15 protein-coding genes are annotated in these 23,830 nt (G+C 56.1%); 9 read left to right on the forward strand and 6 right to left on the reverse strand.

All coding sequences use genetic code 11. From position 1 onward, the window contains the following. Positions 1-38: 38 nt before the first annotated feature. Positions 39-1,811 (forward strand): diflavin flavoprotein, encoded by a 1,773-nt coding sequence (locus SynMITS9220_RS12660; RefSeq protein WP_186989689.1) that lies wholly within the window; start codon positions 39-41, stop codon positions 1,809-1,811. A 57-nt stretch (positions 1,812-1,868) separates the two neighbouring features. Here SynMITS9220_RS12660 and SynMITS9220_RS12665 read toward each other — a convergent pair whose 3' ends face one another. Further along, positions 1,869-2,483, reverse strand: coding sequence for an FkbM family methyltransferase (locus SynMITS9220_RS12665; protein ID WP_186989691.1), 615 nt, complete (start codon positions 2,481-2,483; stop codon positions 1,869-1,871). A gap of 243 nt (positions 2,484-2,726) precedes the next feature. Here SynMITS9220_RS12665 and SynMITS9220_RS12670 point away from each other — a divergent pair, with 243 nt between their 5' ends. From SynMITS9220_RS12670 to SynMITS9220_RS12680, 3 genes are all read left to right on the forward strand, one after another. After that, positions 2,727-4,556: a diflavin flavoprotein gene (locus SynMITS9220_RS12670; RefSeq protein WP_186989693.1), complete on the forward strand. Its 1,830-nt coding sequence runs from the start codon at positions 2,727-2,729 to the stop codon at positions 4,554-4,556. An 88-nt stretch (positions 4,557-4,644) separates the two neighbouring features. After that, entirely contained in the window at positions 4,645-5,172 is a 528-nt protein-coding gene (locus tag SynMITS9220_RS12675; RefSeq protein ID WP_186989695.1) for an NAD(P)H-dependent oxidoreductase, read from the forward strand. Positions 5,173-5,329: 157 nt separating this feature from the next. Beyond that, entirely contained in the window at positions 5,330-5,536 is a 207-nt protein-coding gene (locus SynMITS9220_RS12680) for a hypothetical protein (RefSeq protein WP_186989697.1), read from the forward strand. A gap of 4 nt (positions 5,537-5,540) precedes the next feature. Here the strand turns inward: SynMITS9220_RS12680 and SynMITS9220_RS12685 are convergent, their stop codons facing one another. From SynMITS9220_RS12685 to SynMITS9220_RS12700, 4 genes are all read right to left on the reverse strand, one after another. Beyond that, on the reverse strand, positions 5,541-5,801 hold the full coding sequence (locus SynMITS9220_RS12685) for a hypothetical protein (protein ID WP_115125774.1): 261 nt from the start codon (positions 5,799-5,801) through the stop codon (positions 5,541-5,543). Positions 5,802-5,898: 97 nt separating this feature from the next. Continuing rightward, positions 5,899-8,841 (reverse strand): aminomethyl-transferring glycine dehydrogenase, encoded by a 2,943-nt coding sequence (gcvP, locus tag SynMITS9220_RS12690; protein ID WP_186989700.1) that lies wholly within the window; start codon positions 8,839-8,841, stop codon positions 5,899-5,901. Positions 8,842-8,898: 57 nt separating this feature from the next. After that, complete coding sequence (gene gcvH, locus SynMITS9220_RS12695; protein WP_186989702.1) at positions 8,899-9,288, reverse strand: glycine cleavage system protein GcvH; 390 nt, start codon at positions 9,286-9,288, stop codon at positions 8,899-8,901. 19 nt (positions 9,289-9,307) lie between these two features. Further along, complete coding sequence (locus SynMITS9220_RS12700) at positions 9,308-10,585, reverse strand: methionine gamma-lyase family protein (RefSeq protein ID WP_186992238.1); 1,278 nt, start codon at positions 10,583-10,585, stop codon at positions 9,308-9,310. Between the two features lie 210 nt (positions 10,586-10,795). Here SynMITS9220_RS12700 and SynMITS9220_RS12705 point away from each other — a divergent pair, with 210 nt between their 5' ends. Then, entirely contained in the window at positions 10,796-11,659 is an 864-nt protein-coding gene (locus SynMITS9220_RS12705) for an acyl-CoA desaturase (RefSeq protein ID WP_369818485.1), read from the forward strand. On the opposite strand, the gene SynMITS9220_RS12710 is transcribed toward SynMITS9220_RS12705, so the two are convergent. After that, positions 11,647-12,372 (reverse strand): hypothetical protein, encoded by a 726-nt coding sequence (locus SynMITS9220_RS12710; RefSeq protein ID WP_186989704.1) that lies wholly within the window; start codon positions 12,370-12,372, stop codon positions 11,647-11,649. The two genes, SynMITS9220_RS12705 and SynMITS9220_RS12710, sit on opposite strands and share 13 nt — an antisense overlap. Before the next feature lie 56 nt (positions 12,373-12,428). Here SynMITS9220_RS12710 and SynMITS9220_RS12715 point away from each other — a divergent pair, with 56 nt between their 5' ends. The 4 genes from SynMITS9220_RS12715 (at position 12,429) to SynMITS9220_RS12730 (ending at position 23,765) form a co-directional block, all read left to right on the forward strand. Beyond that, the gene (locus SynMITS9220_RS12715; RefSeq protein ID WP_186989706.1) at positions 12,429-13,361 is read left to right on the forward strand and encodes a fatty acid desaturase; all 933 of its coding nucleotides are present in this window, start codon (positions 12,429-12,431) and stop codon (positions 13,359-13,361) included. 42 nt (positions 13,362-13,403) lie between these two features. Next, positions 13,404-13,862: a 50S ribosomal protein L9 gene (gene rplI / locus SynMITS9220_RS12720; protein ID WP_186989709.1), complete on the forward strand. Its 459-nt coding sequence runs from the start codon at positions 13,404-13,406 to the stop codon at positions 13,860-13,862. Between the two features lie 75 nt (positions 13,863-13,937). Then, positions 13,938-15,356 (forward strand): replicative DNA helicase, encoded by a 1,419-nt coding sequence (gene dnaB / locus SynMITS9220_RS12725; protein WP_186989711.1) that lies wholly within the window; start codon positions 13,938-13,940, stop codon positions 15,354-15,356. Between the two features lie 276 nt (positions 15,357-15,632). After that, positions 15,633-23,765, forward strand: coding sequence for an Ig-like domain-containing protein (locus SynMITS9220_RS12730; protein ID WP_186989713.1), 8,133 nt, complete (start codon positions 15,633-15,635; stop codon positions 23,763-23,765). The last annotated feature ends 65 nt before the right edge of the window (positions 23,766-23,830 follow it).

A 23,830-nucleotide genomic window follows, 5' to 3' on the forward strand; every position in this document is an offset into this window, starting at 1 on the left:
AAATCTTCGTAAAGTTGGTTACAACGCGCGATTCGGTCATGGTCACGGCAAGCCTGAACAGCACGAACTCCTCTGCTGTGATCCCCCGCCTCTCACTGCAGTGCGAACCGATCGCAGCAGACAGCACCACCATCCGTTCCCTGGACTGGGAACGCAGCCGTTTCGATATTGAATTCGGCCTACGCAACGGCACCACCTACAACGCGTTCCTGGTGCGGGGCGAACGCACCGCCCTGATCGACACCAGCCACGCCAAGTTCCGCGACACCTGGGTGCCACTGCTGAAGGAGCAGATCGATCCAAAAGCGATCGACCATTTGATCGTGAGTCACACCGAACCGGATCACTCAGGTCTGATCGGGGATCTGATCGACCTCAATCCAGACATCGAGATCGTGGGTTCGAAGGTGGCGATCCAGTTCCTCAAGGACCAGGTGCATCGGCCCTTCAACTCAAGGGCGGTGAAAACCGGCGACGAGCTGGATCTGGGCACCAATCCAGACAGCAGCGTGCAGCATCGCTTCGAGTTTCTGAGTGCCCCGAACCTGCACTGGCCCGACACGATCTTTTCGTTCGATCACGGCAGCGGCATCCTTTACACCTGTGATGCCTTCGGACTGCATTACTGCTCCGATGAGTTATTCGACACGGATCCCGGGGCCATCGCTCCGGACTTCCGCTTCTATTACGACTGTCTGATGGGCCCCAATGCCCGCAGCGTGCTGCAAGCGCTGAAGCGCATGGATGGACTGCCGGAAATCAACACCGTCGCCGTGGGGCACGGCCCGCTGCTGCGCCAACACCTCAGCCACTGGTTGAACGACTACAGGGAATGGAGCAGCCAGCGCAGCAAAGGCGACAGCTACGCCGCGGTCTGCTACCTCAGCCAGTACGGCTTCTCGGACCGTCTCAGCCAGGCCATCGCCCACGGCATCGGTAAAGCCGATGCACAGGTTCAGCTGGTGGATCTGCGGGCCACCGATCCACAGGAACTGACCGCACTGGTTGGCGAAGCCAAGGCGGTGGTGGTTCCCACCTGGCCGGCGGAACCGGATGGTGAACTGCAGGCCTCGATCGGAACTCTTCTGGCTGCTCTGCAGCCCAAGCAATTGGTTGGGGTTTACGACGCTTTCGGTGGGAATGACGAACCGATCGATGCGGTAGCCGAACAGCTGCGCAACCAAGGACTGAAACCAGCCTTTGAACCACTGCGCATCCGCCAGCTTCCGCAGGGCGGTGACTACCAGCGCTGTGAGGAATCAGGGACCGACCTCGGACAGATCCTGACCCGCAAGAAGTCGATCGAGGCGCTGCGCAGCATTGATGCCAACCTCGACAAGGCACTCGGCCGCCTCACCGGCGGGTTGTACATCGTGACCGCAAGCCAGGGCGAGGGCGATGCCCGCCGCAGTGGAGCGATGGTGGCCAGCTGGGTGGCTCAGGCCAGTTTCCGCCCCCCCGGCCTCAGTGTTGCCGTGGCCAAGGATCGAGCGATTGAAGCGCTGATGCAGGTCGGCGACAGCTTCGTGATCAACGTGCTGCGGCAAGACCGCTACAAGCCCTTGATGCAGCACTTCCTCAAACGCTTTCCCCCAGGCGCCGATCGATTCGAGGGAGTGAACGTGCTGCACGGTGCCGCTGAAGGCGGCCCTGTGCTCACTGATGCACTGGCCTACCTGAGCTGTCGGGTAGAGCAGCGGATGGAAGGTCCGGATCATTGGATCATCTACGCGCTGGTTGAGCAGGGCAACGTGGCCGACATCGACGGGCGAACCGCCGTGCATCACCGCAAAACAGGCAACCACTATTGAAAAACATTTGAAACTTCCCAGCATCCCTAGCAACTAATTATCCAAATCTGCTCCCAGTCAAATCCAATCCCAAGAAATCCGTTGAAAACCCGCCTTCCGAAAAACTTCCTTCATGCTCTCAGTAGGGCGGGCTAGAGAAGGATTCTTTTTTTCATGAGTCTCAACAAGAATATTCGAGACTCGGGACAGGCAACCTGTCTTCAGGAGATATGGCAAAAGCTCGACCTCGTGACCCTCTATATCTATTTTTAAGACTCTAACAGGCATGTCCAGTTCAAATATATATCGCGAAAGGTCAATTGTTCTGACGGAAACAAAATTATTTGGATCAACATTTGTTTTACCCTTAAACAAGGAAGATCCAGATGACCAAAGAACCGGATCCAACTCATGATTTTGATGTAGATACAAGTCGCTGACCCCATCAGAAGTAGATGCAGCGGCTCGAATTACCTCAACATTATGCTTGAGCGCAATCGCCTCCAATCTAGCAATGCAAGAAGGATTGGGTTCAAAACATTTAATAGAACAACCAGAGCCAAAAAATTGCTTCGCGAACTCCCCTACATTGGCGCCAATATCAATAACTATATCGTCTGGAGACGTATATTTAGCAATAGCTTTTGTTTTTTGAAAAAACTGATTTTTAAGAAAAAAAGAAATTTTTTTCATCATAAATTACACTTTTAAATGCTATCATAAAGCCTGCTGTAATGCCAATTGTTTGCAATCTTGCTCAAGCGCGTCTGGATGAAACTGATCTTCATCTCCTTGTCCAACGACCACCCAGCAAAGAACCGATAATGGTTGGACTGACGCAGCAGGGGGAGGTTGAAAGGTAGCAATGGGAAGTGCAAAACAATTGAAACTGCCTACCGAATCAGTGAGAGACAGCAAAGTGAGGATGCACTACTGATGGTCACCACCATCCCGGCCAGCTCTGCATCCGCTGACCGACAAGTGATCAGCCTGCCCATTGACCAAGGCCTGATCTGCCTGCGCGGACTAAGCCCTCAGCGTCTTCGGTTCGAGCTTGAATACGCACTGGAGCGCGGCAGCACGGCCAACAGTTTCCTGTTTGAAGCCGGGCTTGATGCAACAGGAGTCCAGCAACCCGCCGTTCTGGTGCATCCCCCGGGGATGGCCTACAGCAGCGTTTTCCTCCCTGCCCTGCTGGAAGCTTTGCCGGCCACGAACCAGCCCCTGCTGATTGTGGTGGGGCACGTGAATCCCAACCGTGTGGCGTTGCTGCAGGAACTGGCCGGGATCTATCCAGGCCTCGAGCTGATCGCATCCAATCCCGGCGCCAAGCTGCTGGAGGAGCTCTGGAACCAACGCAAGCCCTCGCTCCTCGGTGTGGAAGAAGAGCAACCACCAATTCCCCAGTTCCCGCCGCTGAGAGTGATTCGCAGGGAGCAGACGCTGGAGATGAGCCATGGGCGCAGCCTGCTGCTGCTGCCGGCACCAACACCCCGTTGGCCGGGCGGACTGATGGCCTTCGAAGAGAGCCTGGGACTGTTGATGAGCGACAAGTTCTTCAGCGCCCACCTCTGCACCAACACCTGGGCTGAAGCCAACCGAAGCAGCACCGAAGAAGAACGTCGCCATTTCTACGACTGCCTGATGGCACCGATGGCCCGCAAGGTTGACTTGCTGGTGGAGCGGCTGGAGGAACTGAGCATCCGCACGATTGCGCCAGCCCATGGGCCCGCCATCGATGCCAGCTGGCGCAGCCTGCTGAATGACTACCGCCGCTGGGGTGAAAGTCACCAGCAATCCAGCCTGAATGTGGTTCTGCTGTTCGCCAGTGCTTATGGCAACACCTCGGCGATTGCCGATGCCCTGGCGCGGGGCATCAATCGCACCGACATCCGAGTCACCAGCCTCAACTGCGAGTTCACACCATCAGAAGAACTCGTTGCAGCGATCCAGTCTGCGGATGGGATCCTGATCGGCTCACCCACCCTCGGTGGTCACGCACCCACCCCGGTGGTCTCCGCTTTAGGAACTCTGCTGGCAGAGGGTGACCGCAGCAAACCGGTGGGAGTGTTCGGCAGCTTTGGCTGGAGCGGTGAAGCCGTGGACCTGCTGGAAACGAAGCTGCGAGATGGCGGCTTCAATTTCGGCTTCGAGCCGATCCGGGTCAAATTCAGCCCTGATCGAGCCAAGGTGAAGGAGCTAGAGGAAACCGGCACCCGTTTCGCCCGCAAACTGCTACAGGCGGAGAAGCGCGCCCAACGCCGTAACGCCGGAAGCATGAGCGAAAGCCGCAGCGATCCGGCTGTGCTGGCCCTCGGAAGGGTGGTGGGATCCCTGTGCATCCTCACCACGCGCAAGGGAGAACTCAGCGGCGCGATGGTGGCGAGCTGGGTCAGCCAAGCCAGCTTCACGCCTCCTGGACTGACGGTGGCCGTGGCCAAGGACCGCGCCGTGGAAGCCCTGCTGCACAAAGGCGATCGCTTTGCACTGAACGTGCTGGCTGAGGGGCGAGAAAGCGGACCGATGAAACAGTTCCTGCAACCGTTTCAACCTGGCGCCGACCGATTCAGCGGGCTGGAACTCGAGACCAGTCCGAATGAACAACCACTGATCCCCGAGGCGCTGGCCTGGCTGGAAGGTCGCGTGAGCCAGCGGATGGAATGCGGAGATCACTGGCTGATCTACGCCGAGCTGGATCACGGCGGCGTGTTGGATCAGGAAGCCTCCACAGCAGTCCACCACCGGCGCAGCGGCGCTAACTACTAAAGAGCGACCCCAACACGACGACGACCATTCGGCAGTCGCTCTCTTGAAAAAGTCGTCACAATTCAAACCTATGACGTGAACGCTGGTCATGAGCAAGGAGAAAAGTGCTGATGTGCTGGTGATTGCTGCCAGCAACGGCGAAAACCTCAAACTGGCCCAACGCTTCGTGGACCAAGCACAGGCGCAGGGCAGCAGCGCTGATCTGCTCGACCTCACCACCCTCGAGCTGCCCCTGTTCACCCCGCGCGCGAAGGACCAAGGCATGCCAAACGGCGTGCAGCCCTTACAGCAACAACTGATGGCAGCTCCGCGATGGGTGATCTGCGCACCGGAATACAACGGTTCGATTCCGCCGGTGCTGACCAACGCCATCGCCTGGCTGTCTGTTCAGGGAGATGACTTCCGGTCTCTCTTCAACGGTCGGCCGATCGCCATGGCCAGCTTCTCCGGTGGCGGCGGAATGGAGCTGCTGGTGTCGCTGCGGATCCAGCTCACCCATCTCGGCGCACAGGTGGTGGGGCGCCAACTGCTCAGCAACTACTCGAAAGCAGCGAAAGACGACAGCATTGCCGACCTCATCCAGCGCCTCATGCAAATGAAACCACTGCAACTGTGAATGCATTCACTGGCGAATGATTCAGAAACAAGCGATCAATCAAGATTTGGCCACTGAACTCAAATAGAAATCAATTCAAAAGAGAATCGGGATTTCATACACACACCACATCTAGCGCACTGAAATAGCGAGGTCACTAACAATTTCCATTCCACGAATGGGCCTGACCCGGGATCCTCAGTACGCAGTTCGCTACCGCGGCTTTGTTCTGTTGCAACAACGCAACAACAGTTGGCTGGTTAGACCGGAACGAAGCCCGATGAGACTATTGCCCTTTCGAACCCCGACCTGCTCGCTGGCGGATGTGAAAGCACTGTTGGACTGGCGACTGGAGCAGGACAAAAGCCTGATCTCAGTCGCCTGAAAACTCAGGCCGCCTGAGGTGGTGGCGTGGGCGATCCCTGAGACTGAATGGGGATCACCAGCGTTGCCCAGCGGTCAGGACGCTCGGGACGCTGACGACGTGCTTGACGAATTCCAAAGGGAACTCTCAGCACATTGGTGCCTTCGATCGGCAAGGTATGGCCTCGGCCGAGGGCAGCCTGAAGGCAATCAGGAATGTCGGGAAGCTGCAGCGAGTCTGAGGTCTGCTCCGTCGATTCAATTGATTTTTTAGTGTCGCGACTCATTGATTCCCCATTTGCGACGGTGAATGCTGTGCAGTGTGATCAAAGTTCTCATTGCACGATTAAAAATCGAAGATTAATTTCCGATTTCGGTAAAAATTTAACCCATCGCCTCAGAAGTGGCGGCAGCCATGTCTTCAACACTGGGGCAGGTGCAGATCAGATTGCGATCGCCATAGGCGTTATCAATCCGGGCCACGGCCGGCCAGAACTTGCTTTGCCGCTGATCCGGCAACGGGAACGCAGCCTGTTCCCGGGAATAGGGACGATCCCAATGGTCGGCGGTCACAGCACTCAAGGTGTGGGGAGCGCGGCGTAGGGGATTGTTGTCACGATCGCTATCACCGTTTTCGATCGCAGCGACTTCTGCGCGGATCGCGATCATGGCATCGCAGAAGCGATCCAGCTCTTCGAGGCTCTCGCTCTCAGTGGGTTCAACCATCACGGTGCCCGCCACTGGCCAGCTCACCGTCGGCGCGTGAAAGCCGAAATCCATCAGACGCTTGGCCAGATCATCCACCTCAAGGCCGGCGCTGCGCCTCAGATCGCGCAGATCAAGAATGCATTCGTGGGCCACAAGCCCGCCTTCTCCCCGGAAGAGCACCGGGTAATGGGAATCCAGCCGATACGCCAGATAATTGGCCGACAGCAAGGCCACAGCCGTGGCTTGCCGCAGGCCAGCAGGGCCCATTAAACGCAGATACATCCAGCTGATCGGCAGGATGCCTGCACTGCCCAGGGGGGCGGCCGATACCGCTGAAATGGACTGGTCACCGCCGCAGGGCATCAAGGGGTGACCAGGAAGAAATGGCAAGAGATGCTCGCCCACGCCGATGGGGCCAACCCCTGGTCCACCACCGCCATGGGGAATACAGAACGTCTTGTGCAGGTTGAGGTGGCAGACATCGGCCCCAAAAGCTCCTGGCCTGCACACACCGACTTGAGCATTGAGGTTGGCACCATCCAGATACACCTGACCGCCATGGTCATGAACCAGGCTGCAGATCTCACGGATTCGAGTCTCGAAGACCCCATGGGTTGAGGGATACGTCACCATCAGCGCCGCCAGGACATCGGCGTGCTCAGACAGCTTGCTGCGCAGATCGTCGACATCGACATTCCCCTGCTCATCACAGGCCACTGGCACAACTCGCATGCCAGCCATCACGGCACTGGCTGGGTTGGTGCCATGGGCACTCGTGGGAATCAGGCACACATCGCGATGGCCCTCGCCTCTTGCCTGATGCCAGGCGCGAATCACCAGCAGACCCGCGAACTCCCCCTGGGACCCTGCATTCGGCTGCAAAGACACACCGGCGAAACCGGTGAGCTCAGCCAACCAGCTCTCGAGGTCCTGCGCCATGCGCAGATTGCCTTTCAGCTGGTCAGCGGGGGCAAAGGGGTGAATGCTCCCAAACTCCCTCCAGCTCACAGGCGCCAGCTCCGCTGCCGCATTGAGCTTCATGGTGCAGCTGCCCAGGGGAATCATCCCGTGCACCAGCGAAAGGTCTTTGCTGACCAGACGCTGGATGTAGCGAAGCAACTCGGTCTCACTGCGATAGCGGTGAAACACCGGCTGCTGCAACCAGGGGTTGCAACGCAGCGGTAAGCCAGCCAGAGCTTGCTCGTGCTTTGCGGTATCCGGCAGGTCTGAAAGATGGCCTCCCGTGGCCTCAGCCACCAGCGACAGCAGCCGAGACACCTCCTTGTTGTCACTGAGCTCATCCAGGCTGATGCCGAAGCCTTCCGCCTGTTCGATCGCCGCACCGTCAGGCAGAACACGCAGGTTGAACCCAGCTCGGGCTGCCAGCTGATGCACGCGCGGCGCCTGAACACAGACCACATCAACACTGTCGAAGCGAGATCCCTGCGGTAGAGGGAGTCCAAGCGAGCTCAGTCCTTCTTCGAGCTGACAGCGCAGCTGCAGCACGCGTCGAGCGATCGCCTCGAGACCTTCCGGCCCGTGATGAACGGCATAAAACGAAGCCATCACCGCCAGCAGCACCTGGGCGGTGCAGATATTGCTGGTGGCTTTATCTCGCCGGATGTGCTGCTCACGGGTCTGCAGGGCCAGACGCAGGGCGACATTGCCTTCCCCATCTTTTGACTGGCCAACGATGCGCCCGGGCACCTGCCGGCGGTAGGCATCGCGGGTGGCAAAGAACGCCGCGTGGGGGCCGCCTCCACCCATCGGCACGCCAAAACGCTGGGCACTGCCTACGGCGATATCGGCACCGAGAGCACCCACCGGCTCAAGCAGCACCTGAGCTAATGGATCAATGGCCACCGTGACCAAAGCGCCATGCTCATGGGCCCTGGACATACAGGAACGGGGGTCCCAGAGCCGGCCACAGCGTCCAGGCAGCTGCAACAGCACTCCGAACACATCGTCACCCAAGGCGAACTGATCCGGCTCAGCCACCTCGAGCTGAATCCCGATGGGTTGGGCCCTGGTGCGCAGAACTGCCAGGGTCTGCGGCAACACGGCGGCATCCACCAGAAAACGGCTGGCTTCAGCTCGCTTGCAAACGCCAAAGCTCATCGACATCGCTTCTGCTGCCGCAGTGGCCTCATCCAGAAGCGAGGCATTGGCAATCGGCAGGCCGGTCAGCTCACTGACCAAGGTCTGAAAATTGAGCAGTGCCTCCAGGCGTCCCTGAGCAATTTCGGCCTGATAAGGGGTGTAAGCCGTGTACCAGGAGGGGTTTTCCAACACCTGCCGCTGGATCAACGCGGGCGTGACCGTGCCGTAGTAGCCCAGGCCGATCAACGACCGCGTCACGCGGTTGAGACCGGCAAGCTGACGCAGTTCAGAGAGCGCTTGGGCTTCTCCAACGCCGTCCGGAAGCTGCCCCTTGGGCGGACTGGAATCGAGAATGTCCTCCGGGACGACGGCCTGCAAAAAGCGCTCAAGATCACTGAAGCCGAGCCGATCGAGCATCAGCTGATTGGCTTCGGATGCCGGGCCGATATGGCGTTGGGCGAAAGGCGGAAGAGTCTTTGCTGAAGCCGTCTCCACCATGCGCTGGTCCAGCAGGGTCATGGTGCAGCCACAGAAGGCGCAGACTTTAGGCAACTTGCGCCGAACGACGATGTGATATCAGGTCGCGGCAACCTTCGCGGAGTAAGTCGCGGCGTCCATCAACTGCTCGAGCTGCGTCTCATCGCTTGGACGAATCACCAGCAACCAGCCCTCACCATGGGGATCCTTCTGCAGTTCTTCGGGATTAGCCAGCAGAGCTTCATTGCGCTGCACAACCTCGCCACTGAGGGGGGCATACATCTCTTCCACAGCCTTCACCGACTCAACGGTGCCGAAACTGGATCCACGACTGAGATCAGCACCCACCTCGGGGAGATCGACAAACACAATGTCGCCGAGTTGATCCACGGCATAGGCGCTCAAGCCAATGCGGATTGAATCATCGTCCTGCCAGGCGTATTCATGGCTGTCCGCGTAGCGGTAGGAGGCAGGGAAGTCGAAGGCCATCGGGCCGCACCAGCGTCTCTCAATCAGTGTGCGCCAGATTCAGATGTCCTGCCGCAGCCAGGGCTTCCAACGCCTTGATCAGGGCCAGCTCGATATGGGCGTGATGGGTCCCGCCCTGAACGTAGAGATTGAACGGCTCGCGTAAGGGCGCGTCAGCGGAGAACTCGCTGGTGCTGCCATCAATGAAGGTGCCACCGGCCATCACTAGATCACTGGCATAACCGGGCATCGCCGCCGGCACAGGGTCCAGGTAAGAGCCCACCGGGGAACAGGCCTGAAAGGCACGACAGATCAGCTTGAGTGGCTCAGGCTCCCCAAGCTGCACGGCCTGGATCAGATCACTGCGGGATGCACCGGCAACGGGCTGCACCGGGAATCCGAGATCAGCGAACACACCTGCAACGAGATCAGCACCGATTAAGGCTTCAGCCACCATCTGAGGCGCCAGAAACAGTCCCTGCAGCAGCAGTCGGTGCAGATCAAAACCCGTCCCCCCTTCGCTGCCAATCCCTGGTGCAGTGAGACGGCAACAGGCTTGTTCCACCAGATCGGCGCGTCCAGCGATGTATCCACCAGCGGGCGCGATGGTTCCTCCCAAGTTTTTGATCAATGAACCAGCCACCAGATCCGCACCCACCTCAGGCGGCTCTTGGGCCTGAACCAGTTCGCCGTAGCAGTTATCCACGAAGCAGACACAGTCAGGCTGACGTTCGTGAATGCGGGAGCAAAGGCGACCGATTGCTTGCACGCTGAGCGCAGGGCGCCAGCTATAACCACAGCTGCGCTGAATCAGGATCAGTCGACGCGGTCGAGCCAAGGCCTGCTCGAGGGCCTGCTCGTCCACAGTCCCGACATCGCTGAGCTGCAACTCGTCGTAGTCGATGCCGAAGTCCTTGAGGGATCCTTGCCCCTCTCCACGCAGACCAATGACCTCTTCAAGCGTGTCGTAGGGACGCCCGGTGATGGACAACATGCGATCGCCTGGACGGAGCACACCGAACAAAGCGGCAGCGATGGCATGGGTGCCGCTCACAAACTGAAGTCGCACCGCGGCTGCTTCCGCACCCAGAACGCGTGCGAACACCCGGTCGATCACCTCCCGGCCCTGATCACCGTGCCCGTATCCACTCACGGAGGCGAAATGCTGAGTGCCGACCCGCTCCGCCTCAAACGCGGCCAGAACCTTCTGCAGGCGATCAGCCACAGCCGCGGTGCGCTGCCGGGCAAAAGGCTGCTGACGCTCGCGTACAGAAGCGACCTTTCTGCGAGCAAATGCCCTGGCTTCACTGAGGTTCATCCCCTCTGCACCACTGCTCTCTCCGTAGCGATTTGAAGCCTGTGGCATGGGAGAACCGCAAAAAGCCTGCTGTTTTCTTTTACATTCACACTCCCAACCAACTGTTTTGGTTTCGGCCGTAGCCGTTCCAACCACGACAGATCTGGTTCAAGGAGAAACTTCTTGGTTACAACCACTCCGGCAGCTACCACCTCAAACCGCGAATTGCGCATGCGCGCGGCGGTGATGGCGCCCCGTGAACGACTGCCGCGTAAACAGCGCAAGCTCAAAGGCGGCACCACGTCCTTCATGGTGGCCATGCACGTGCTGGCCACCATTGCACTGCTGCCACGGTTCTGGAGCATTCAAGGAGCCATTGCCTTCGGAATTCTCTACTGGGCCACGGTGCTCGGGGTGACACTCGGCCTGCACCGTCTGGTGGCACACCGGAGCTTTGAGGTGCCCCGCTGGCTCGAGCGGGTGCTGGTGATCATGGGCACCCTGGCCGCACAAAGCGGACCGATCGACTGGGTGGCCCTGCATCGTCACCACCACAAGTTTTCCGATCAACCCAATGATCATCACGATGCAGGCAGGGGCCTGTGGTGGAGCCACAGCGAGTGGATGCTGCACGAAATTCCCGCTCTTGAGCACAAGGAACGATTTGGCGGCGACCTGCTGAAAGATCCCTTCTATGTCTGGCTGGACCGCTGGTTCCTTGTTCTGCAGATTCCGATCGGACTGGCGCTCTATTACTACGGCAATGCAGCCCAGATTCATGGAGGCGGCGTTGGCCTGGTGCTGTGGGCCATTCCTCTGCGTCTGGTGGTCGTGTATCACGTCACCTGGTTGGTGAACTCGGCGACACACGCCTTCGGTTATCGCAATTTCGACTGCCCGGATCTCTCACGCAATTGCTGGTGGGTGGCCGTGTTGTCGTTCGGAGAGGGTTGGCACAACAACCATCACGCCCATCCGGGCAGCGCACGCCACGGCCTGCGCTGGTTCGAGTTCGACATCACCTGGATGCACATCCGCATGCTGCAGAAGCTTGGCCTGACCAGGCGCGTGCGCCAAGCCCGTTATCCCGGCTGAGCAGCAGCTCGTAATTCGGCCAGAAATGCTTCAGCACTCTGGCCCTTGCTGCCTTCTAAGGCCATATGTGTGGCATGAAGGTCGAGGAACTCTCCATCGAGCTCCTCGGCGCTGTATTCGCGTAGGCCAGCCATCACTTCGGCAAAACGATCACGGCGTTGGTTTTTGGTGACCGGATAGGCCTCCATCACCTGATCACGACACTGACGCCAGGCCTGACCGCGGCAAAGGCTGTCGGCAATTGCCGCACTCAGGGCAGCCGCTTCCGCTTGATCAATCCGCCAATCGAAACCTGGCGGCAATGGTCCGAGGCCGACAAAGATCTCGAGCAGCTCGCCAGCACCGAGCGGCTCCCCATGGGCCGCAAGCAGAGGAACGGCACTATCGCTCAGCACCCGCAGCAGATCGGGGTGAACTTCCGCCAGCTGATCGCGGATCAGATCCAGGCCTTGGTGCAGCACGGCATTCGCCTGGCCAAGCGCGAGAAACACTTCCGGCCCTGGAGACGAGAGCTTGCCGTTGCGGAGATTGGAGATCTGTGAATTGTGCACGCGACCAAGGTCCAACGCATCAGCCAGGGCAGGCAACACCTTGTGCGACCAGCCGTTGCGCTCATGCCACACATGAATCAGATGGGCCATCGCCTGGCGCCCTTCCTCGAGACGCTGGCGGTAACCCTTAGTCACATGATCAGAACCGCTTACCTTTTCCATTGCTTGATACGTATCCGTATCGCGTGTAGTGTGCTTAGATCAACCGGGATCAAGTCATGGCACCAAGCGCGATTAGAACGCCGTCGCCACCCAGTCGGAAATCAGTTTCGCATCGTGGCCCCAAGCTGGCAATCAAGCCCTACCAGCGCCTCAAGAGCAAGGCGCCTATGGCTGCCAAGACCGAAAAAAGCTGGGTAACGATCGGATTCATGATCGTGATCCATGCCCTGGCACTCCTGGCACTCGCTCCTGGCTTCTGGAGTTGGCCCGCCGTCACCAGCCTGCTGGTGCTGTATTGGGTCACCGCCTGCCTAGGTGTCACCGTCGGTTACCACCGACTGCTCTCACACCGCTCCTTCCGAGTGCCTCGCTGGCTGGAGCGTTTCTTTGCCACCTGCGGTGCCCTGAGCTGCCAGCACGGACCCATCGACTGGGTGGGACTGCATCGGCATCACCACAAGTATTCCGATACGGATGCGGATCACCACAACAGCAACAAAGGCTTCTGGTGGAGCCACATGGGCTGGATGTTCAATGCGATTCCGGCCATGAAGGAGGTTCCCCGCATGGCCGGTGATCTGGCCAAGGACCCCTACTACCGCTGGCTGAACAACTGGTTCCTGATCTTGCAGCTGCCCCTGGCTGGTCTGCTGTTCTGGATCGGCAGTGCCACAGGTGCCGGCGGCTGGGCCTTAGTGCTCTGGGGCATTCCCCTGCGTCTGGTGCTCGTGTATCACGTCACCTGGCTGGTGAATTCCGCCACCCACACTTGGGGCACCGTGGCCTTTGAAAGTGGCGACGCGTCCCGCAACAACAAGTGGGTCGCAGCACTGACCTTCGGCGAGGGCTGGCATAACAACCACCACGCCTTCCCCCACTCGGCTCGTCACGGCCTGCAATCGGGTCAGATCGACCTCACCTGGGAGCACATCCGCTTGATGCGCGCCTTAGGCCTGGCCACCAAAGTGCGCCTGCCCGTGAAGTCGTAAAGTTGTCGATCGCTCAACAGACGTCGTCAGGATCGTTCTCCCATGGCCAAGCGCGTACAAGTCGTACTCAATGAGGACGTTCTCAGCCTCGGCCGGGATGGAGATTTGGTGGAGGTTGCGCCTGGTTATGCCCGCAACTTCCTGCTGCCCTTCGGCAAAGCCGTGCCTGTGACCCCTGCGGTGATGAAGCAGGTGGAGCACCGCAGGGCCAAGGAGGTTGAGCGCCAGGCCGCACTCAAAGAAGAAGCAGTCGCCTTCCGCACAGCCCTCGACACCATTGGTCGCTTCACCGTGAAGAAGCAAACCGGAGAAGACGACGTGCTGTTCGGCACCGTCACCAATGGTGATGTGGCCGAGGTGATCGAAGAGGCCACCAAGAAAGAAGTGGATCGCCGTGACATCACCGTGCCCGACATCCATCGGACCGGAAACTACAAGGTTCTGGTGAAGCTTCACAGCGAAGTGACCGCTGAGATCAACCTGGAAGTGGTCAGCTACTGAGCACAGAGCAAAAATGACTCTGATGTCACCGACAAGGTGCGTCAGAGTGGATCTTCTTTCTGAGCTGCTGCCGCCATGGTGAGCGTTCCCTTGTCAGAGTCCGGTGGCGAGTCCACCGAAGGGGAACGCCGCGGTTTCGGCAAAGGTCGACGCCGAGAGGAACCCAGCTTCGAGGCCCTGCCGGATTCGATCCCGCCGCAAAACCTGGAAGCGGAAGAAGCGGTGCTGGGCGGCATCCTGCTCGACCCGGATGCCATCGGTCGCGTGGCCGACGTGCTGCAACCGGAAGCCTTTTATCTCAATGCCCATCGAGAGATCTTCCGCACGGCGGTGATGCTCCACAGTCAGGGCAAACCGACCGACCTCACGGCGATGACCGCCTGGCTGGCGGACACCGGCGCCCTCGAAAAAGTGGGTGGCAGCAGCAGGCTGGTGGAGCTGGTGGAACGGGTGGCCTCCACCGCCTCGATCGAACAGGTGGCCCGCCTGGTGATGGATAAGTATCTGCGCAGACAGCTGATCCGCTCGGGCAACGAAGTGATCCAGCTGGGCTTTGATCAGGGCCTGCCGATGGAGCAGGTGCTCGACAAGGCCGAGCAGACCATCTTCGCGATCAGTCAGGAAAAACCATCGCAGGGTCTGACGCCCACCGCCGAAATTCTCACCAGCACCTTCAACGAGATCGAGAGCCGCTCGTTGGGCACCTCCGTGGCGGGCATCCCGGTGAATTTCTACGACCTGGACGCCATGACCCAGGGCCTGCAGCGCAGTGACCTGATCATCGTGGCCGGACGCCCTGCCATGGGCAAAACATCGATCGTGCTCAACCTGGCCAAGAACGTGGCCCAGTTACACGACCTGCCGGTGTGCGTGTTCTCTCTGGAGATGAGTAAGGAGCAGCTCACCTACAGGCTGCTGTCGATGGAGGTGGGCATCGAAGCGGGCCGGCTGCGCACAGGCCGCCTGCAACAAGAGGAATGGCCACTGCTCGGCCAGGGCATCAACACCCTCGGCCAGCTGCCGATCTACATCGACGACAAACCCAACTCCGGCGTGCTGGAGATGCGTTCCCTCTGTCGCAGGCTGATGGCAGAACAGGGCAAGGAGCTTGGCCTGATCGTGATCGACTACCTGCAGCTGATGGAAGGATCGAGTCCTGATAACCGCGTGCAGGAGATTTCACGGATCACAAGAGCTCTCAAAGGCATGGCAAGGGAACTGAACGTGCCGGTGATTGCCCTGTCTCAGCTCAGCCGTGGCGTGGAATCGCGCACCAACAAACGCCCGATGCTCAGCGACCTGCGCGAATCGGGCTCGATTGAGCAGGACGCCGATCTGGTGCTGATGATCTACCGCGACGAGTACTACAACCCTGAAACTCCCGACCGCGGCATCACCGAAGTGATCGTGACCAAGCACCGCAACGGGCCAGTGGGCACGGTGAAGCTGCTGTTCGAGCCGCAGTTCACTCGTTTCCGCAACCTGGCTGCCTAAGTCTCACGATGTGGATTAGCCGCAACCTGCTGAAAGCGAACGAATTGGCTTCAAAAGAAGTCAAGAGATCGCGACGCACTGCGGCTTTCAAAACCAAAGCAACGTCACACAGTGCTGTGGTGAAAACCTGGAGGTGCAGTCACAACGAACCATCTCCCGCAAAGCCCTCTTGAAAGGTGAAAAACCCGTGACTAAAGGATTTCGCACTATCGGGCTCTTGCATTCATGCAAAAAACTCTGTCATGGCAAATAATATTCCTGAGATTCAAATGAGAGTTGGCTGAGGACAGCCCCAAAGCAACTGAATCCATCGACGCAGAAGAAGTTGACACCTCTTCTGCTGCTTCGCACTGCTCTCCAGTGCACCGAAACCATTCATTAGCCGTTGTCGTCGCTCCTGGCCTGGGGCTACCTCCACTCCGGAATGAGGCGGAAGAAGCTGCCATCTGTCTTGGTCGAACCAACTCCCCTCTGACAAGGATCGGAGAGGAACTGAAGCTACGCCGACAGCAAGGAACACCCGCCAAAGAACTGCATCTCCTGGCCCATGGCAACAGCCAAGGGATTCAGTTGGCTGACGACTGGATCGATCAGGCCGCGTTACTGCGCCATGCCGCCGACATAGCCGAATGGCAGATCAGCACGTTGGTGCTGTGGTGCTGCCAGATCGGACGAAATCAAGCGTTCATTAATCAGCTCAGAAAGATCACCGGAGCCGAGATATTTGTCAGCGACAACCACATCAACAAAGAAGCAATCAAGACCCATAATGAATATGGAGATACTCACCAACTTTCTGAACTAATTGAAAATAATCAACTCCAAACCTGGCAAGGTGATTTGGAATGGCTGCAAGTTGGCGATGAGATAGAAGGCCGCAAAAAAAATGCAAGATCTGGATCCAGCGTCAGTCTATCGAGTGACGGAAGTATTGCTGCCATTGGCAGCTGGAATGACCGCACAATTGGCAAACAGCGAGGCAGCGTTGCTGTTTACCAGTCGGTCAATAATAGCTGGACACAACTTGGCAATATTCTCAATGGAGACAACAACTACGACCGCTTCGGAGGTCAAGTCAGCCTCTCCGCTGATGGATCAAGACTGGCCGTTGGCACCACTCGAGATGATGATGGCGGAGTATGGGCTGGCAGCGTATCAATTTACGAGCTCCAAAGCGGTACCTGGACAAAGCTCGGCAGCAATATTGATGGCGTTAGTGCAGATGATCGCGCAGGCGTATCCCTAGCCCTCTCTGGAGATGGGAGCACAGTCATCATTGGAGCCGAGAGAGGTCATACCCAAAATCGTGGATATGCCGGGATCTACGAATGGGACGGAACGTCTTGGGATCAAGTCGGCAGCCTCATTAAAGGAACTCAGAAAAAAGAATATTCAGGCAGGTCAGTCGCGATCTCAGAAGATGGCAGCAGAGTTGCCATTGGATCCTGGGCGTGGGACACCAGTGGAGTTGGAAATGACACTGGGCGCGTCAGAGTTTACGACAATATTGGAGGCACCTGGACAAAGAAATTCGAAATTAGTGGCGAAAAAAAGAAAGATTTCGCTTCATCTGTCTCTCTATCAGATAATGGCAATATTCTTGCTTTTGGCGCCAATGGAAACGACGGAGCTGGCAACAATTCAGGTCATGCTCGTGTTTATGACATCAGTGGATCAAGCGAAAAGCAACTTGGCAATGACATCAATGGCCAAACAGCTGGTCAAGAACTTGGAGCCACAGTCAGCTTATCCAGCAATGGGCAACGTTTAGCGGTTGGCGCCCCAAAAGCTGATGGTGCCCACAGCAATTCAGGGCGAGTCACGATCTTTGACTACGACAGCAGTAGTGATTCATGGACAAAGGTTGGCTCCCGCATCAATGGAGTCGGAACTGGAGATGCATCCGGTTCTGGCGTAACCGGACTGAGCCTGAGCGGCGATGGAGAGACTGTTGCGATCGGGGCACGATTCCATGATGGCGACACAAATGCACTGAAAAATGCAGGCCACGTCAGGGTTTTTGCAGCCAGTGGTCTCACCGTTGCCCAAACCGGCAGCACCGACGGCTCAGGCAATCTCCTCACCACAGAAGCAGGCTCCACTTCCACTTTCACCGTTGTTCTGGATGCCAAACCAACGGCCAATGTCACCGTCTCCATCACTGGGGCTGACAGCACGGAGCATTCCCTCAGCTCCTCGTCGCTGACATTCACAACCGCTAACTGGAATACAGCTCAGACCATCACTGTCACCGGCGTTGACGACAGCCTCGACGATGGCGACATCACCACCACACTCACCGCCACCGCCTCCAATTCAGGCGGCTACGCCGGCAGCGAAAAAGCCACCACAACTCTCAAAACATCCGATAACGACACTGCTGGCATCACCATTGCCCAAACCGGCAGCACCGACGGCTCAGGCAATCTCCTCACCACAGAAGCAGGCTCCACTTCCACTTTCACCGTTGTTCTGGATGCCAAACCAACGGCCAATGTCACCGTCTCCATCACTGGGGCCGACAGCACGGAGCATTCCCTCAGCTCCTCTTCACTGACATTCACTGCAGCCAACTGGAATACAGCTCAGACCATCACTGTCACCGGCGTTGACGACAGCCTCGACGATGGCGACATCACCACCACACTCACCGCCACCGCCTCCAATTCAGGCGGCTACGCCGGCAGCGAAACAGCCACCACAACTCTCAAAACATCCGATAACGACACTGCCGGCATCACCATTGCCCAAACCGGCAGCACCGACGGCTCAGGCAATCTCCTCACCACAGAAGCAGGCTCCACTTCCACTTTCACCGTTGTTCTGGATGCTCAACCCACAGCCAATGTCACGGTCAACCTCACAGGTGCCGACAGCACAGAGCATTCCCTCAGCTCCTCTTCACTGACATTCACTGCAGCCAACTGGGATACAGCTCAGACCATCACTGTCACCGGCGTTGACGACAGCCTCGACGATAGCGACATCACCACCACACTCACCGCCACCGCTTCCAATTCAGGCGGCTACGCAGGCACTGAAACAGCCACCACCACGGTCAAAAACACCGACAACGACAGCGCCGGCATCACCATTGCCCAAACCGGCAGCACCGACGGCTCAGGCAATCTCCTCACCACAGAAGCAGGCTCCACTTCCACTTTCACCGTTGTTCTGGATGCCAAACCAACGGCCAATGTCACCGTCTCCATCACTGGGGCTGACAGCACGGAGCATTCCCTCAGCTCCTCTTCACTGACATTCACTGCAGCCAACTGGAATACAGCTCAGACCATCACCATCACCGGTGCCAATGACGCCATCGTTGATGGCGACATCACCACCACACTCACCGCCATCGCCTCCAATTCAGGCGGCTACGCAGGCACTGAAACAGCCACCACCACGATCAAAAACACCGACGACGACAGCGCCGGCATCACCATTGCCCAAACCGGCAGCACCGACGGCTCAGGCAATCTCCTCACCACAGAAGCAGGCTCCACCTCCACTTTCACCGTTGTTCTGGATGCCAAACCAACGGCCAATGTCACCGTCTCCATCACTGGGGCTGACAGCACGGAGCATTCCCTCAGCTCCTCGTCGCTGACATTCACTGCAGCCAACTGGAATACAGCTCAGACCATCACCGTCACAGGAGTCGACGACAACCTTGACGATGGCGACATCATCACCACACTCACCGCCACTGCTTCCAACACAGGCGGCTACGCAGGCACTGAAACAGCCACCACCACGATCAAAAACACTGACAACGACAGTTCCGGAATCAGCATTGCCCAGACCGGAACCACCGATGGCTCAGGCAATCTCCTCACCACAGAAGCAGGTGGCTCATCCGCTTTCAGCATTGTTCTTGACAATGAACCAACAGCCAATGTCACGGTCACCCTCACCGGTGCCGACAGCACGGAGCATTCCCTCAGCTCCTCATCGCTGACCTTCACAACCGCTAACTGGGATACAGCTCAAACCATCACCATCACGGGAGTTGACGACAACCTCGACGATGGTGACATCACCACCACACTCACCGCCACCGCTTCCAATACAGGGGGGTTTTCGGGATCAAAAGCTGTCTCGACAATCGTTAAAAACGCGGACAACGACAGTTCCGGCATCACCATTGCTCAGACCGGAACCACCGATGGCTCAGGCAATCTCCTCACCACAGAAGCAGGTGGCTCCTCCACATTCACTGTTGTTCTTGATGCTCAACCCACGGCCAATGTCACCGTCACCCTCACAGGTGCCGACAGCACGGAGCATTCCCTCAGCTCCTCGTCGCTGACATTCACAACCGCTAACTGGGATACAGCTCAAACCGTCACCATCACGGGAGTTGATGAAAACCTTCTCGATGGCGACATCACCACCACACTCACCGCCACCGCTTCCAATACAGGTGGTTATGCCGGCACTGAAACAGCAACAACCACGGTCAAAACAACCGACAACGAAACAGCAGGCATCACCATTGCCCAGACCGGAACCACCGATGGCTCAGGCAATCTCCTCACCACAGAAGCAGGTGGCTCCTCCACATTCACTGTTGTTCTTGATGCTCAACCCACGGCCGATGTCACCGTCACCCTCACAGGTGCCGACAGCACGGAGCATTCCCTCAGCTCCTCGTCGCTGACATTCACTGCAGACAACTGGAATACAGCTCAAACCATCACCGTCACCGGTGCCAATGACAGTCTCGTTGATGGCGATATCACCACCACACTCACCGCCACCGCTTCCAACACAGGTGGTTATGCCGGCACCGAAACAGCAACAACCACGGTCAAAACAACCGACAACGAAACAGCAGGCATCACCATTGCCCAGACCGGAACCACCGATGGCTCAGGCAATCTCCTCACCACAGAAGCAGGCTCCACTTCCACTTTCACCGTTGTTCTTGATGCCAAACCAACTGCCGATGTCACCGTCACCCTCACAGGTGCCGACAGCACGGAGCATTCCCTCAGCTCCTCGTCGCTGACATTCACAACCGCTAACTGGAATACAGCTCAAACCGTCACCGTCACTGGTGTTGATGACAATCTTCAGGATGGCGACATCACCACCACACTCACCGCCACTGCTTCCAACACAGGTGGTTATGCCGGCACCGAGACAGCAAACACCACGGCTAAGAACACTGACAATGACAATCCACCTTCGATTTCCGATCAAAGTGAAGATGTTCTAGAGAATATAAGCAGCGGGAGCGAAATACTCGATCTAAATGACAACACTTCAAGCAATGATACAGATAAAGATGGTGATTCAATTACTTACTCAATCACCGATGGCAATGACCTAGACCTCTTTGAGATTGAATCCAGCACAGGAAAGATATTACTAGCAGCGGGAAAATCTCTCGATCACGACAAGAGTGATTTGCATACCTTAGAAATATCTGCAACAGATGGAACTCTGACGACAACAGCAGAGATCAGCATTAATGTGATCGATGTCAATAATGCACCAGTAGCGGAAGCAGATAGTGGGTCCGTGAATGAAAACGAAACACTCAACATTACGGCAGCTTCCGGGCTCATACTCAGCAACGATACTGATGAAGACGGGGACAGCTTAGTAATCAATAGTTTCCATGCTGGTGTACTCAGTGCAAGCTCGCCACGCGTCGGTCAATTCAACACAGCGCTCGATGGCGACTTTGGACAACTGACACTACAGACGGATGGATCATTCAGCTATATCGCCAACAAGTCGACAGCAGATGCACTTGCTGGCGGAGAAACAGAAAGCGACATATTTTCATACAGACTCAGCGATGGAAAACTAACCGACTCAACAGAACTAACCATCACCATTACAGGTGTCAACGACGATCCATTTCTCGTCGACGCAATTAAGACAAAAAAATATATTGAGGGTCAAGGGAATGTCATCGTCATCGACGGCAGTCTTGATATACGTGATATCGATGACACCAATATTGAATCCGCAACCGTCACAATCTCCAGTGACACATATGTCAGCTCAGAAGATCAACTCGCATTCACAAATGCTTACGGGGTATCAGGAAGCTGGAATTCCACGACAGGTGTACTGACGCTGAGCGGATCAACAACAAAGGCGAATTACGTCAGCGCACTCCAAACAGTCACATACACCAATACCGATGATGCAGACCCTGTGATTGGTGCAAGGACTATTGATTGGGTTGTCAACGACGGCGACACAAGTTCGGCAGGAATCCAGTCAAAAATCATCGTTGGAGGGCGAAATGATGCCCCTTCTGCAACTAACGAAACAGCAAGTGTCGATGCAGGATCGACAGTGGCAACGCCTACACAAACAAATTTACTTGCGAACGATACTGACCCTGAAAGCCATACACTTTCGATCACATCATTTCGAGCCGGCAACGAACAAGAATCGAATGTTGAGTTCGCAGCAGGCGCAACTTTGACAGGAACATATGGTCAAATGACCATTGAATCGAATGGCACATACAGCTACATTGCTCAAGAAACAGCAGCTCAAAAATTACTAGAAGGCGAAACAGCAACCGAAACTTTTACATACAAAATAACAGACAGTCAAAGTACTGATGAAGGCATCGATACTGGTGAAATTACAATCACGATCACTGGAATAAACGATTCACCTACAGCAATCAATGATGATGCAGATGTCAATGAAGATAGCTCAAAACTGTTTGACTCTCACCAGGGTATCTTAAAAAATGATACCGACATTGACGGTGACAAGCTATTTATCAAAAGCATCAAGACAGGAGAAGAAACAAGTGGCGGCAGCTTTAGCCGCGAAGCAATAGGTTCTGAATTAAAAGGAACTTACGGCTCATTGATTGTTAATTCGGATGGCTCTTATCGTTTCACAGCAAATAACGCGGACAAATTAGATGCTGGTGACAAAGAAATTGATAATTTTTCATACACATTGACTGACCTCGCAAATGAGGACAGTGCCAACATCAAAATCCAAGTTACGGGGGTCAATGACGCGCCAACACTGAGCTCGATCACAAGAGGAACAGTGACCGATCAAGAAAATTCTACGTCAATTTCTAGTACAAACCTTACAGGCCAATTAATCGCTTCAGACCCGGATGAATCAGCTGTTTTGGAATATGGAATTAGCTCAGGCAGCACTACGAGCACTGTCATGAACGGGTCTTACGGACGACTCAATGTCAATTCCTCAACTGGGGCATATACCTATACTCCGGACAATGCAGCGGTCAACAATCTTGCAGCAGATCAGACAGTCACTGAGTCGTTCACACTTTATGCAAGCGACGGAACTCTTACATCTTCACAAAATTTTGATATCACAGTCAGTGGAGCAAAAGACACTACTAGCTCTGCAGATAGTGAAACCAGCGATGAGTATGTCGATGCTCTGATCGGCTCATTAAGCAACGAAAAAAGTTCGACAACAAACCAATTTTCGAACTTCCTAACATCTGCTGACTCATTTCTTATCGCTTCCAATGACCTCAGCATCTTGAAGTTGCAAACGTCGAATTCGGAATTATTCGATTCCAAAGAAGGTGTTACTGGCACAGAAGGAACACAACCCATTCAGTGGGATCAGCTGGCATCATTTAATCTTAACAATGGCGTCCGCGTCATGCTTCCCAACTTTTCACTGACCGACTGGGAAGATACTATTCCAAATCAAAGAGCAGGTGAAATTCCAATTTTCATCTCTCTTTTGAAGCAACCTGATCAGGACACAAAGGTACAACTTCAGGCCAAAACTTTGCCCGCCACACTTTCGACCAATACTCTTCATTTTACTCCTAAAAACTGGGACCAGCCCCAAATCGTTTGGGCCAACCTCAATAACAGAGGCTTAGGAGAGACTATTTCCACTCTAGACATTGCGATAAGCCTGCAGAGCAGTAACAATCCGGGTCAAATACAAACTGAAATCTTTTCAATTAGCCTTCCTAAGGCCAACGAATTAACTCTTGAAGGTTTCATGCAAGCATCAGACGACACCAGTCCATCAGACTCTGAAAATCCAAATATTGACCTGGAATTGAGCACTGTAAAAGAAGAAGAGTCACCTGCTTTCCTGCTACTCAGAGCCGCACTTTCTCCATTCATTCTGATAACCAGCATGGCAATACACAGCATTAAGCAGATCAATGGTGTGCAAACAAACGGGCTGAGAAAAGACCAAAAAGATAATCAACCATCCAACGAAATCACACTGACAACAGAACTACCCAAAGAATCCAACCAAATTGATTCCAGCTTTGAGAAGATTGACCTAACACCCCAACAGACCAGTCCCGAGACAAATTGGGAGAGCTTTCTATCCCTGCAGATGGCACCGACTATCTCGAGCCTCGATGCAGATCAAAACCAAAGCACCATTGACTTGTGGTGAAACGGTTGACATGAAACACCTCTCAACAACCTTCAGCAAGTGAATGAGGCCAGAGCGCTACCGAT

It is taken from the genome of Synechococcus sp. MIT S9220, assembly GCF_014304815.1.
GTDB lineage: Bacteria > Cyanobacteriota > Cyanobacteriia > PCC-6307 > Cyanobiaceae > Synechococcus_C.